Source organism: Enterococcus sp. AZ191 (assembly GCF_051713845.1).
GTDB classification, from domain to species: Bacteria; Bacillota; Bacilli; order Lactobacillales; family Enterococcaceae; genus Enterococcus_B; species Enterococcus_B durans.
The window spans coordinates 2,128,675-2,141,821 of the sequence record NZ_JBIOQS010000001.1 but is presented as its reverse complement, the minus strand read 5'-3'; the positions used below and the strand labels follow the sequence as shown (position 1 = coordinate 2,141,821).

Sequence of the window (13,147 nt, the reverse complement as noted above, 5' to 3'; positions counted from 1 at the left end):
CGAACTTCACCAACATCAAAAAGTATAGAGCCATTTTTACTTATAAGAGTTTATAGAAACACCTCAGAGAGACTACAAATCCGAGGTGTTATTTTTTAATCTCGTTGGAATAAATCTCTGGTATATACTTTTTCTTTTACATCATCAAGATTACTATCGTAACGATTAGCAATGATACTGTGACTGATATTTTTAAAATCATCTAAATTATTTATTACTTTTGATCCAAAAAATGTAGTGTTATTTTCAAGTGTTGGTTCATAAATTACAATGGTTGCTCCCTTTGCTTTAATTCGCTTCATAACTCCTTGAATAGATGACTGACGGAAGTTGTCTGAATTACTCTTCATTGTAAGACGGTATACACCTATGACTACTTCTTTTTCTTTTTCTGCATTCCACGAACTGTTCGCGTCATACGTGCCAGCAAGTTCTAACACTTGATCTGCTATAAAGTCTTTTCTTGTGCGATTACTATCGACAATTGCACTTATCATATTCTGAGGAACATCGTTATAATTAGTGAGAAGTTGTTTTGTATCTTTTGGTAAACAATAGCCTCCATATCCAAAAGATGGATTATTATAATGTGTGCCAATTCTTGGATCTAAGCAAACCCCATGAATGATTTCCCGTGTATTTAGTCCTTTCATTTCTGCATAAGTATCAAGTTCATTGAAGTAAGATACTCGAAGTGCAAGGTAAGTATTAGCGAATAATTTAACTGCCTCTGCTTCTGTAAATCCCATGAAAAGGGTTTCGATATCTTTTTTGATTGCTCCTTCTTGGAGTAAATCTGCAAAAGTTTGAGAGGCTTCTAGTAAAGTTTTGTCAGTTTGGTCCGTGCCGACAATAATTCGAGAAGGATATAGATTGTCATACAATGCCTTAGATTCTCTGAGAAATTCTGGACTGAATAGAATATTTTTAGTGTTGTATTTTTCATGAATACTTTCAGTATAGCCTACGGGTACCGTCGATTTGATGACCATTATTGCCTTTGGATTGACTTCTAACACCAATTTAATTACTGACTCTACAGCAGAAGTGTCAAAATAATTTTGTTTACTATCATAATTTGTTGGAGCAGCAATGACAACAAAATCGGCTTCACTATAAGCAGCTGCACCATCAGTAGTTGCAATTAAATTAAGTTTTTTTTCAGCTAGATATTTTTCAATGTAATCGTCTTGGATTGGAGATTTCTTATTGTTGATTTGTTTTACTTTTTCAGGAATAATGTCTACTGCTGTTACCTGATTGCGCTGAGCAAGAAGAATAGCAATGGAAAGACCTACATAGCCAGTACCGGCTACAGCAATATTCCTCGACTGATATTTTGGTCTGTTTGATTCATTTGATTCATTTATAAATAAATCTGTTGGTTCAAAATTTAAAACTTCTGCTAATGATTCTAATTGTGGTATTGAAGGAATAAAGTCTAGAGATTCTAATCGACTAATTAAGGCACGATTGATACCAGTAGCTACAGCAAGTTGTTGTTGTGTCATTTTTAGGGATTTTCTAGATTTAATAACAATTTGGGCTAAATTTTTTTGAGATAACTTTTTCATAATACACTCCTTTTTGTTATTAATAATAACAATAAATCGTATCTTCTATAATAGAATAGCCTATTATTAATAAATGTGTCAATTTTTTATTGATTAAAAAGATATTTTTAGTTTTTAGTAGTTTTAATTGTTATTTAAAGTAACTTTGTGGATTGCGAATAACCTTATGCATAAAAAAGTTTCCGTGAGCCCATACAATATAAAAAATATGATGTTTTATACTATAACCAATCACGATGAACTGCTTCTCGATTTCCCCCCATACGCAATGCATAGGCGTCAAGCAGAATTCTCGCGATGATCTGGAGAGGCAAGCGTGACCGTACTTCATAATCAGGGAAATAAGAACCTTCTGATTTGAAACCTACGAGATTTATCTCGCAATAATCTTTGAGTGTAGAGGAATGATTGGCTGTAACTAGAATCGAACCAATCTCTGCATCGTAGCAATTCTTTGCGGCGGTGACAAGTTCTTTTGTCTCACCATTCAAAGAAACAAAAATGACGCTGTCTTTCTTAGTTAGTTTCCGACTGATGCTTTTGATGATTTCAGGATCAGTATGCATTTGACAATTTTTTCCTGTTAGTTGAAGTTTTACCAGCATTTCTTGGCCAATCATTTCTGAAAATCCTCGTGCAAAGACAAAAACCCGGTCAGCAAATTTGATTCTTTGTATCGCATCCTCAATGTTTCCGATTTCCAACATATTGATCGTACGTATCACTTCTTGTTCATTTTTTAGAATGGCTTGGCGGATACCTTTGTCTACTTTATCTAAAAATGAAAAATTGATGTTCTTGTTTTCTCTTTCTTTTAGATGATGCTTAAACGAAGTAAACCCTTCATAGCCTTTCTTTTTCATTGTCCGCACAATGGTGGCTGTTGAGACATTTGCTTGTTCACTTAGTTTCACGATGGAGTAGTTAGGGATCTCTAGGATGTGGTGTTCGATAAAGTTCCAGAGGTACTGTTCTGTTTCACTTAATTTGTGATCCATATTCTTTCCTTCTTTCACCAAAAGTTAGTTAAAAAATAGCACGACGAGTTTACAAATGTAAAGGTTTTCTTTTCGTTGGAACGATTAAGAAAACATTTTCTCTTTCGCGTATTTCATAATAGAGTCAAGGAGGTCATTGGTTATGTCTATCTACACATGCACGATGAATTTGGCAATTGATCTATTTATTGAAACAGATGAGATGCATCCTTTTATGGTAAACCGCACAAAAGAGGATGATATTCAGGCAAACGGAAAAGGGGTGAATGTGTCACTAGTATTAAAGATGCTAGATTTCCCAAGTACGGCATTAGGTTTTTCTGCTGGTTTCACAGGAAAGTATATAGAAGACTATTTACAGCAGAAACAAATCCAAACAAATTTTATTGAAGTGCCTGGTATGACTCGTATCAATGTATTTACACAAGTCAATCAAACGGGAGAAGAATACAAATTAGTGAATCAAGGACCTGAAATACCGCAGACAGCTGTCCATAATTTTTTAAATCAAATAAGAGCATTACAAGTAGAAGATTATCTTTGTGTTTCTGGGAGTTTACCAAGAGGGCTGTCTCCAAAGGTTTTAATAGAAATCAGTCGGATTTGTTAGGAAAAGGGGATTCATTTGATTATTGACAGTAGTGATCAAGAAGTCATGGATTGTTTACCCTATCGACCGTTTTTGCTGAAACCAAATGAGGAAGAACTTTCTTCTTGGTTTGGACGAGAAATGATTACAGATGAAGATTATTTTACTTATGGACAACGACTAGTAGAGTCAGGTGCAGAAAATATTTTGTTATCCCTTGGTGAGAAAGGAGCAATTCTTTTTACGAAAGACAGGGTGATTCGGGGGAATTCGCCAAAAGGAAAAGTTGTCAATACAGCATGCGCAGGTGATACCATGTTGGGCACTTTTTTAGCAGGACACATGAATCGGCGACCGCTTGATGAAATGTTACGTAAAAGCATAGCAGCGGGCAGCTCTACCGCTTTTCGTAGAGGACTGACTGATTTTTTGGATGTGGAAGAATTAAGTAAACAAATCAAAATCAAGGAAGAGAGGTTTGAAAGATGGGAAAATATCAACTAATTGCAGCAACCGGTTGTCCGACAGGAATTGCGCATACTTACATGGCGCAAGAGGCATTAGAGCAAGCAGCTAGAAAAAAAGGCATTACGATCAAAGTGGAGACTCATGGACAAATTGGGATCGAGAATGAATTAACGGCTGAAGAAATCAAAGAGGCAGATGCTGTCATTATTGCTGCAGACAAAGATGTCCATTCAGAAAGATTTGCGGGAAAACGAGTCATTGATGTATCTGTCAGTACGGGTATCAAGGATGCGCAACGGTTGATTGACGAGGCATTAGCAGGTAAAGGTGCTGTCTTAGCAGATAATGAAGCTGTTGATATTTTAGAACCAGAAGTGATGAGTGGTGCTAATTTTGGTCGTAGTATCTATAAAAATTTAATGAATGGTGTCTCTCATATGTTGCCTTTTGTAGTCGCTGGCGGAGTATTGATTGCTATTTCATTTGCCGTTTGGGGAATCTATTCTTTTGATCCAGATCATGCACAATACAATGCTACAGCGGCGATGGTAAAAGCAGTTGGCGATGCAGCAATGGGAATGATGGTTCCAGTTTTAGCAGCTTATATTGCAGAAGGGATCGCGAAACGCCCAGGGTTAGTCGTTGGGTTTGTTGGCGGAATCGTGGCTATGAATGGTGGTACTGGATTTTTAGGAGGAATTTTAGCTGGATTCTTAGCAGGTTATTTTGTCTTATTTTTGCAAAAGTTACTGACAATTTTACCTAAACAACTAGATGGCTTGAAGGCAATCTTCTTATATCCAGTTATTGGTGTAGCGTTTATTGGCATCGTGATGTCTTTGCTGGCGGGTCCAATGAAGGCTATAAATGAAGGAATGATGAGTTTTTTAGCTGGATTTGAACATTCGAATCCACTTGTTCTTGGCGTGATTGTTGGCTGTATGTGCGCGTTTGATATGGGGGGACTGGTTAATAAGGCAGCATATGTAACAGGAACCGCTCTTTTGGCACAAGGAAACACGACCTTTATGGCTGGTGTGTCAGCAGCTTGCATTGCACCACCGTTGATTACTGGTTTTGCGACTTTATTGTTTGGCAACTATTTTGATACCAATGATCGTAATGCAGGTTTGGTTAATTTTATTTTAGGATCAACTCATATTACAGAAGGAGCTATTCCGTTTGCTGCGAAAGACCCTATTCGAGTGTTACCCACGATGATGTTAGGTTCATCAATTGCTGCTGTCTTGACTTATTTGTTTGGTGTCCAAGTACCAGCCCCACATGGCGGTTTTTTAGTATTACCTGTAGTGACGGGGAAAATCCAATGGGTTACAGCGATTCTTATTGGTTCGGTCGTTGGTGGAGTGATACTAGGGTTGATCCAAAAGAAAAGAGTAAATTATAAAGAAAAGAAGATGGATAACGAAGTAGCAAATCATACAGTTATCGAAGAAGGGAATGCAGGAAACTTATCATGACAATCATTCATAAAGAGAATATTTTTTTACAACAGCCATTGGATAGTCAAGAAGAAGTATTTATGTTTTTAGCAAAGCAAACATTCTGTTTAGGAATTGCTCATGACGAAAAAGAAGTATATCAAAAACTTCTAGAAAGAGAAAAAGAAGGTACTACAGGGATAATGTCAGGTTTTGCTATTCCTCATGCGAAGTCTCAAGCAATCAACGAACCTAGTTTGATCATCATCACACTAGACAAAGGAATCGAATGGAACAGTTTAGATAAAAAGTCAGTTGATTTTGTTTTTGCCTTATTTATTCCAGATTCAGAAGCAGGAACAACTCATTTGAAATTATTGTCACTCGTTGCACGATCATTGATGCGAAAAGAGATTACAGAACAGTTGAGAGTAGCAAAGTCAAAAACAGAAATAGCCACAATATTAATTAAAGAAATAGGTGGAAATATATGAAGAAAATGAGTATAGAAAAACAGGAACGTTTGAAGCGATTGACGGATAGAACTGGTATTATTAACGCGTTAGCAATCGACCAGCGTGGTGCTTTGAAGAAAATGATCGACCAATATAAAGAAGTGACACCAGAAGACATAATCAAATTTAAACGGCTGGTTTCTCAGTGCCTGACTCCGCATGCTTCTGCTATCTTACTCGATCCAGAATATGGACTACCTGCAGCAGAGCTTCGAGAGAAAGAATGTGGTTTGCTGCTAGCTTATGAAAAAACCGGCTATGATACAAAAATATCGGGAAGATTACCAGATTTATTGAATAGTTGGTCAGTGAAAAGATTAAAAGAAGCTGGTGCGGATGCTTGTAAATTTTTATTGTACTATGACGTTGATGAAACAATTGAGATTAATGTGCAAAAACAAATATTTATAGAACGGATAGGTTCAGAATGCGAAGCAGAAGGCATACCTTTCTTTTTAGAGATTCTTTCTTATGATGCAACTATTGTTGATACATCTTCTCTTGATTATGCAAAAGTAAAACCACATAAAGTTATTGAAGGCATGCGAGAATTTTCAAAAGAACGTTATCAAGTGGATGTATTGAAAGTCGAAGTTCCAGTGAACATGAAATTTGTGGAAGGGTATGGGCAAGTGGCTTGTTATAGTCAAGCAGAAGCATCCACGTATTTCTATGAACAATCGAAAGTGACAGAACTACCTTAAGTGCGGGAGTCAGTGCTACACTATTTAAAGAGACATTGCGTTTTGCAAAACAATCAGGATCAACATTCAACGGTGTCTTATGCGGGCGTGCAACATGGGCGAAGGGAGTAGCACCTTTTGTTACAGAAGGCGAAAAGGGAGCAAGTATTTGGCTGTTAGAAGAAGGAAAACGAAAGAGTAAAGAATTAGGTACATTATTAGAAGAAACAGCAACTTCTATTTATATTAAGAAATAAGAAAAGAATTGTTTGAGGTGGCGGCCTGATAAAATAATTAGTTATTTAAAAAAATATTGGTCAAATTTTATAGAAATAAAGTGTAAAAACGCAAAAGTTATTTTTTAATTATTACTAACATATGATTTTTACTATTTTTTGTGGTTGGGTGTAAATGCAGTGGGAGAAAAAAACGCTAGTTGCAAGAATATCATAGTAATCAATGTGAATTACATTGTTCAACAAGTTAATCTATGTAGACGAATCATTTATAAAATTCGTCTTTTTTTTGTTCTTTTATTGTCAACTGGTATTTTTGAGGTATCTTTTGATACCAGTTCTAAATAAGTCTTAAACCTTGTTATAATAGCTTTTTTACGCCGAAAATCCTTTGACAAATGACGGATATATGAGTATTCTTGTGTTGTGGTTATAACCAGTAAAGAAGAGGTATTTTTATGGAGAGCTCAAGTAAAGGAAAATCATTATATTATCAACTAGTTGACGTATTGAAAGAACGTATCGAAACACAGATGACACCTCATGACAAATTGTTATCTGAAAGAGAACTTTGTCAGCATTATGGAGTGAGTCGGACAACTGTTCGCCTTGCTTTACAAGAATTAGAGACGCAAGGGTATATTTATCGCCGACACGGAAAAGGAACATATGTGTCTGATTTATCAGATAAGTCGTCTGATCTGGCGGGAGCGTATAGTTTTACAGAAGAGATGAGAGAATTGGGACGGGTGCCTAATACGGTCATCTTGGAATTCAAGCAAATGGAAGCAAATAAAAAGGTTGCTAAGAATCTAAACATCAATTTAGGTGAAACAGTTTTCAAATTGAAAAGACTTCGTTTAGCGGATGACGAACCATTGATGGTGGAACGTTCTTATTTACCTGCAAAATTATTTATTGGTCTTAATCTGTCATTACTTGAAAGTAAGCCATTGTATGATGTGTTTTCTCAAGATTATGAACAGCAAGTTCAATTGGCAGATGAAGAGTTTTATGCAAGTATCGTTCAAAAGAAAGATGCTGATCCGCTTCGTATTGCTGACGGCGCTCCTGTATTACACCTAAGCCGAACGACCTATAATGTGAAAAATGAAATTATTGAATATACGGATAGTGTAGCGAGAGCAGACCAGTTTCACTATAAGATCCGCCACGTCCGAAAATGATTGAGAGGGAAAACAACATGTTTGAACTATCGAAGGATAAATTAAAAGAGTTGGGTGCGGAAATAACTACACGAGAAATCAAACAGCAACCGCAATTATGGAAAGAAACAGCTGAGATATTAACACAGAATCAAGAAAAATTAGCATTGTTTTTTGACCAGATAAAAAAAGCAGCAAATGGCAAAAGAGTTCGAGTAATTTTTACTGGTGCAGGAACATCGCAATACGTCGGGGATACAGCGGTGCCTTATTTAAATGAATATGGTGACAACAATCACTTTATTTTTCATAGCTTTGGTACGACAGATATCGTATCTTCGCCAAAAGAATTTCTATTTCCAGATGAACCGACATTACTGGTGTCATTTGCACGTAGTGGAAATAGTCCAGAAAGCGTGGCAACAGTCAAGATTGCCAATGAACAAATCAAGACATTGTTTCATTTGACGATTACTTGTGCTAAAGAAGGTCAGTTGGCAAAGAACGCAGCGACAGATGAACGAAATTTTCTTTTACTGATGCCAGAAAAATCAAATGATGCAGGATTTGCCATGACAGGAAGTTTTACGTGCATGTTGTTGAGTGCGTTATGGGTATTCGATCAAACTGCCGTTGAAAAAAAAGAAAGTTATCTTCAACAATTGATCAGAACTGGAGAAGATCTAATTTCACGAGATCAAGAAATCCAAAAATTATTGCCTAAGTCATTTGAACGTATCGCCTATCTTGGTTCAGGAAGTTTGGCTGGTGCAACGAGAGAAGCACAATTGAAAATATTGGAATTAACAGCCGGTAAAGTGGCAACGATCTTTGATTCTTCTATGGGCTTCCGCCATGGACCCAAATCGTTTTTAAATAGTGAAACACTTGTTATTGGTTTTGTTAATAACCAGCCTTATACAAGAAACTATGACTTAGACATTTTAGAAGAAATAAAAGAGGACCAAATTGCCATGAATGTCATCGCAATCGCACAACCAGGAAAAATTGACTTCACAGGTACAAGTTTTCTATTAGAAGCTTCGATCAGTCTACCTGATGCGTATCTTGCGTTACCTATGATCATGACAGCCCAAATCATTGCGCTCGATACGTCGATAAAAGTAGCGAATAAACCAGATACACCATCGCCTACAGGTACAGTCAATCGAGTGGTCAAAGGTGTCATTATCCATGAATATGTGAACAAAGGGGAAACGAAGGATGAATGAAGAAAAAGTTGCAGCTATGAAGAGTTTATCAACAAAAGAAGGAATCATCAGTGCGTTGGCAATTGACCAGAGAGGTGCTTTGAAAAAGATGATCAAAGCGTTAGGAAAAGAACCAACGGCACAACAGATCACTGAATTCAAAGAATTAGTATCAGCAGAATTAACGCCTTATGCTTCTGCTATTTTACTAGATCCAGAGTATGGATTGCCAGCTGCAAAAGCCAGACATAAGGAAGCGGGACTGCTTTTAGCCTATGAAAAAACGGGTTATGATGCGACAACTCCAGGGCGCTTGCCTGATTTATTAGCGGATTGGTCTACGCTTAGATTAAAGGAACAAACAGCCGATGCGATCAAGTTCTTGCTTTATTATGATGTAGATGAAGACCCAGAGATCAATCATTTGAAACATGTATTTATCGAACGTTTAGGCAGTGAATGTGCAGGTGAAAAGCGTCCGTTTTATCTAGAATTGGTTTCGTATGATGCCAAAATCAATGACAGCACTTCATTAGAATATGCGAAGATCAAACCGCATAAAGTGATCGAGATGATGAAAGAATTTTCTGATCCTAAATACAAAGTCGATGTATTGAAAGTAGAAGTGCCAGTCAATATGAACTATGTAGAAGGCTATTCTGATGGTGAAATTGCGTATAGTAAAAAAGAAGCAGCGACATTCTTCAAGGAACAAAGTGACGCAACATCGTTACCATTTATCTTCTTGAGTGCAGGCGTTTCGACTGGATTGTTCCAACAAACATTGGTCTTTGCTCATGAATCTGGTTCAACATTCAACGGTGTGTTATGTGGACGTGCGACTTGGAAAGATGGAGTCAAAGCATATGTTGAAAATGGTAGAGAAGGTGCGATTGAGTGGTTGAGAACACAAGGGCGACAAAATATCGAATCATTGAATAAAGTGATAAATGAAAACGCCACCCCTTGGTTTGATAAAGTAAAAGAAGATTCGGTGACAGCAAAATGATCACGACAGTTACCATGAATCCTTCAATTGACATCGTTTACGCTTTGGATGGATTACGGATCGACCAAGTCAATCGGGTCAAAACGGTCAACAAAACAGCTGGGGGAAAAGGCTTGAATGTTGCCCGTGTCCTTCATTTATTAGCAGATGGTGTTTTAGCTACTGGATTAGTCGGCGGGCAGCATGGCGCATATATCAAAGAACAACTCGATCAATCAGGGATAAAGCATCAATTTTTACCTATCAAAGGGGAAACGAGAGATTCGATTGCTATTTTACATGGAGCGAATCAAACAGAACTATTGGAAAGCGGTCCTGTTGTGACAGAAGAAGAGCAACATAAATTTACCGAGCATTTTGCACGACTAATGGAAACAACTGATATCTTTACGATTTCGGGTAGTCTGCCACAAGGATTTTCTAAAAGTTATTATGCAGAGTTACTTGCCTTAACGAATAAAAAAGGAAAACGAGTATTATTAGACACTTCTGGCCAAACATTGCTTGAAGTTTTGGAAGGCAAGGAAAAACCATTTTTGATCAAACCTAATATGGAAGAATTAGGAGAGTTGGTCCACCAAACAATTTCTTCGGCTACTTCGTTAGATGAAATCCAATCATTATTGGATCATCCGCTTTTTGAAGGAATCAATTGGATCGTTCTTTCGCTAGGCGCAAAAGGAGCAATCGCTAAAGTAGGGGGACACTTCTATCAGGTTACGATTCCGAAAATTGCGGTGGTGAATCCTGTGGGGTCAGGAGATTCGACTATTGCAGGCTTAGCACATGCTCTATCAAAGAGCTATCCGATTGAAGAAACACTTGCGTTTGCGATGGCCTGTGGGATGGCGAATGCGCAACAAGAAAAAACAGGATGGATCGATCCTGTGAAAGTCGATTATTTTAGGGGGAAAATCAACGTCAGAAAGATTCGTTGATTACAAAATTAGAAAGCGGTTTCTAAAAACGAGGAGGAAATTTGCTTGACTAGATTTGAAATAAAAGAAGAGTTTTTGCTAGACGGTCAACCTTTCAAAATTTTATCTGGTGCGATTCATTATTTCCGAGTACATCCGACGAATTGGGAGCGGTCATTGCACAATTTGAAAGCGCTTGGATTTAATACTGTGGAAACCTATGTGCCTTGGAATCTCCATGAAAAAGAAGAAGGAACCTATGATTTTTCGGAAATATTGGATCTTTCCCATTTTCTAGAGTTAGCGCAATCCCTTGGATTATACGCAATCGTACGTCCTGCCCCTTATATTTGTGCAGAATGGGAATTTGGTGGCTTGCCTGCTTGGCTATTGACAAAAGAGTGCCGTATTCGTTCAGCGGATCCTCGCTTCATGAAGTATGTCAAACGGTATTACCAAGTGCTACTACCTAAAATCGTTCCTCATCTACTCACTCATGGCGGCAACGTCTTAATGGTGCAGGTAGAAAATGAGTATGGTTCATATGGTGAAGAGAAAGCATACTTGCGACAAGTAAAAAAATACTTGGAAGAAGGTGGGATTGATGTACCGCTATTCACTTCTGATGGGCCGTGGCAAGCCACATTAAGAGCGGGTAGTTTGATCGACGATGATGTTTTTACGACAGGAAATTTTGGTTCAAAAGCAAAAGAAAATTTTGCAGATATGGCCCTTTTTTTTGAAGCACATGGTAAAAAATGGCCGTTGATGTGTATGGAATTTTGGGATGGTTGGTTTAATCGTTGGAAAGAGCCAATCATTAAAAGAGATCCGGAAGAATTAGCAGATGCAGTCAAAGAAGCATTACAGATCGGTAGTATCAATCTCTATATGTTCCATGGCGGAACCAATTTTGGGTTTATGAATGGCTGTTCAGCCAGAGGCACGATTGATTTGCCGCAAGTCACTTCCTATGATTATGATGCACCATTGGATGAGCAGGGAAATCCAACGGAAAAATATTTTGCTCTGAAACGAATGATGGCAGAAAATTTTCCAGAAATGTAGCAAATGGAACCATGGATAAAAGAAACAATCGTCAAAAAAGGAATCAACTTAAAAGAAAAAGTTAGCTTTTTCGCAACACTTGATACCATCAGCGAGCCGATCCACTCGACCTATCCTCAAACAATGGAAGAATTGGGGCAGAATACTGGATACCTATTGTATCGAACAACGATCAAAAAAGATGCGGTCAATGAAAAATTGCGGATCATCGACGGACGTGACCGGGTCCATGTTTTTCTCGATGAAGAAAAGCAAGCGATTCAATACCAAACAGAGATCGGTGAGACCATTCCATTGACACTTGAAAAAGAAGACTATCAAATTGATCTATTATTTGAAAATATGGGACGGGTCAACTATGGACACAAGCTGCTAGCTGATACGCAAAAAAAAGGAATACGTACGGGGGTGATGAGCGATCTACATTTTATCACAGAATGGACACAGTATTGTTTACCTTTAGAGACAGCAGAACACATCGATTTTTCAAAAAAATGGGAAGCAGGGCAACCAGCATTTTACCGTTTTGAAGCGGAACTGTCAAAAATCGGTGATACTTATTTGGACCTTAGTGAATTTGGGAAAGGGATCGTTTGGGTGAATGGCACGAATATTGGTCGTTTTTGGGAAGTAGGACCAATTCTTTCACTGTTTGTTCCCGAGGGTTTACTTAGAAAAGGACACAATGAAATCGTTATCTTTGAGACAGAAGGTAGATTCAGTGAAGTTATAGATTTTGTCAAAGAACCAATAGAAAAAAGTTAGAAAAGGAGAATGGATGATGGCAATTATTGGAGTAAGAATTGATGGACGTTTGATACATGGACAAGTGGCAAATCTCTGGACAACAAAGTTGAATATTGGTCGGATCATGGTCGTAGACGATGAGGTAGCAACAAATGCGATCGAAAAAAGTGGGTTAAAGTTGGCAACGCCAGCTGGAGTCAAATTAAGTATTTTACCTATTGAAAAAGCAGCCGCAAATATTTTAGCAGGTAAATATGATTCTCAACGAGTGCTGATCGTAGCGAAAAAACCCGATCGTATCTTAGCGCTAGTAGAAAAAGGTGTACCGATCAAAGAATTAAATGTCGGTAATATGTCACAAACAGATGAAACACGTTCCATTACAAAATCAATCAATGTCGTAGATGCGGATGTAGAGGTCTTCAAGAAATTAGATCAGCTTGGCGTTCATTTGATCGCTCAAATGGTGCCAAATGACAAAGCAGAAGACTTTATGAGTCTTTTAATCAAATAGGAGGAATGAT

9 protein-coding genes and 3 pseudogenes are annotated in these 13,147 nt (G+C 37.7%); 10 read left to right on the top strand and 2 right to left on the bottom strand.

Going from position 1 to position 13,147, the window contains the following annotated elements:
• Window positions 1-95 precede the first annotated feature (95 nt).
• A complete protein-coding gene (locus tag IGI47_RS10355) occupies window positions 96-1,574 on the bottom strand; it encodes a nucleotide sugar dehydrogenase (RefSeq protein ID WP_311929361.1) in 1,479 nt (492 codons plus the stop codon).
• A gap of 221 nt (window positions 1,575-1,795) precedes the next feature.
• The gene (locus tag IGI47_RS10350) at window positions 1,796-2,572 is read right to left on the bottom strand and encodes a MurR/RpiR family transcriptional regulator (protein WP_311929359.1); all 777 of its coding nucleotides are present in this window, start codon (window positions 2,570-2,572) and stop codon (window positions 1,796-1,798) included.
• 142 nt (window positions 2,573-2,714) lie between these two features.
• Here IGI47_RS10350 and pfkB point away from each other — a divergent pair.
• The 10 genes and pseudogenes from pfkB to IGI47_RS10300 all read left to right on the top strand — a co-directional run bounded on the left by pfkB (window position 2,715) and on the right by IGI47_RS10300 (window position 13,137).
• A pseudogene (gene pfkB, locus IGI47_RS10345) lies at window positions 2,715-3,665 on the top strand (1-phosphofructokinase).
• The gene (locus IGI47_RS10340) at window positions 3,647-5,110 is read left to right on the top strand and encodes a PTS fructose transporter subunit IIC (protein WP_438784150.1); all 1,464 of its coding nucleotides are present in this window, start codon (window positions 3,647-3,649) and stop codon (window positions 5,108-5,110) included. The pseudogene pfkB and the gene IGI47_RS10340 overlap by 19 nt, the downstream one beginning before the upstream one ends.
• The gene (locus IGI47_RS10335) at window positions 5,107-5,565 is read left to right on the top strand and encodes a fructose PTS transporter subunit IIA (RefSeq protein WP_438784148.1); all 459 of its coding nucleotides are present in this window, start codon (window positions 5,107-5,109) and stop codon (window positions 5,563-5,565) included. The genes IGI47_RS10340 and IGI47_RS10335 overlap by 4 nt, the downstream gene beginning before the upstream one ends.
• Window positions 5,562-6,526: pseudogene (locus IGI47_RS10330) on the top strand (tagatose 1,6-diphosphate aldolase). Before IGI47_RS10335 ends, IGI47_RS10330 begins: the two are co-directional and overlap by 4 nt.
• A 437-nt stretch (window positions 6,527-6,963) precedes the next feature.
• The gene (locus IGI47_RS10325; RefSeq protein WP_311929352.1) at window positions 6,964-7,692 is read left to right on the top strand and encodes a GntR family transcriptional regulator; all 729 of its coding nucleotides are present in this window, start codon (window positions 6,964-6,966) and stop codon (window positions 7,690-7,692) included.
• 17 nt (window positions 7,693-7,709) lie between these two features.
• Entirely contained in the window at window positions 7,710-8,903 is a 1,194-nt protein-coding gene (locus IGI47_RS10320) for an SIS domain-containing protein (RefSeq protein ID WP_311929350.1), read from the top strand.
• A complete protein-coding gene (gene lacD, locus IGI47_RS10315; RefSeq protein ID WP_311929348.1) occupies window positions 8,896-9,891 on the top strand; it encodes a tagatose-bisphosphate aldolase in 996 nt (331 codons plus the stop codon). The genes IGI47_RS10320 and lacD overlap by 8 nt, the downstream gene beginning before the upstream one ends.
• Entirely contained in the window at window positions 9,888-10,829 is a 942-nt protein-coding gene (locus tag IGI47_RS10310) for a hexose kinase (RefSeq protein ID WP_438784146.1), read from the top strand. Before lacD ends, IGI47_RS10310 begins: the two co-directional genes overlap by 4 nt.
• A 45-nt stretch (window positions 10,830-10,874) precedes the next feature.
• Window positions 10,875-12,641 (top strand): annotated as a pseudogene (locus IGI47_RS10305) (glycoside hydrolase family 35 protein).
• Window positions 12,642-12,657: 16 nt separating this feature from the next.
• Window positions 12,658-13,137, top strand: a complete 480-nt coding sequence (locus tag IGI47_RS10300; RefSeq protein WP_005875511.1) for a PTS system mannose/fructose/N-acetylgalactosamine-transporter subunit IIB — start codon at window positions 12,658-12,660, stop codon at window positions 13,135-13,137.
• Window positions 13,138-13,147 lie beyond the last annotated feature (10 nt).

Excerpts from the sequence above, each read along its gene's own strand:
- IGI47_RS10355 (WP_311929361.1), bottom strand. The coding sequence starts at position 1,574 with ATGAAAAAGTTATCTCAAAAAAATTTAGCCCAAATTGTTATTAAATCT.
- IGI47_RS10350 (WP_311929359.1), bottom strand. The coding sequence starts at position 2,572 with ATGGATCACAAATTAAGTGAAACAGAACAGTACCTCTGGAACTTTATC.
- IGI47_RS10340 (WP_438784150.1), top strand. The coding sequence starts at position 3,647 with ATGGGAAAATATCAACTAATTGCAGCAACCGGTTGTCCGACAGGAATT.
- IGI47_RS10335 (WP_438784148.1), top strand. The coding sequence starts at position 5,107 with ATGACAATCATTCATAAAGAGAATATTTTTTTACAACAGCCATTGGAT.
- IGI47_RS10325 (WP_311929352.1), top strand. The coding sequence starts at position 6,964 with ATGGAGAGCTCAAGTAAAGGAAAATCATTATATTATCAACTAGTTGAC.
- IGI47_RS10320 (WP_311929350.1), top strand. The coding sequence starts at position 7,710 with ATGTTTGAACTATCGAAGGATAAATTAAAAGAGTTGGGTGCGGAAATA.
- lacD (WP_311929348.1), top strand. The coding sequence starts at position 8,896 with ATGAATGAAGAAAAAGTTGCAGCTATGAAGAGTTTATCAACAAAAGAA.
- IGI47_RS10310 (WP_438784146.1), top strand. The coding sequence starts at position 9,888 with ATGATCACGACAGTTACCATGAATCCTTCAATTGACATCGTTTACGCT.
- IGI47_RS10300 (WP_005875511.1), top strand. The coding sequence starts at position 12,658 with ATGGCAATTATTGGAGTAAGAATTGATGGACGTTTGATACATGGACAA.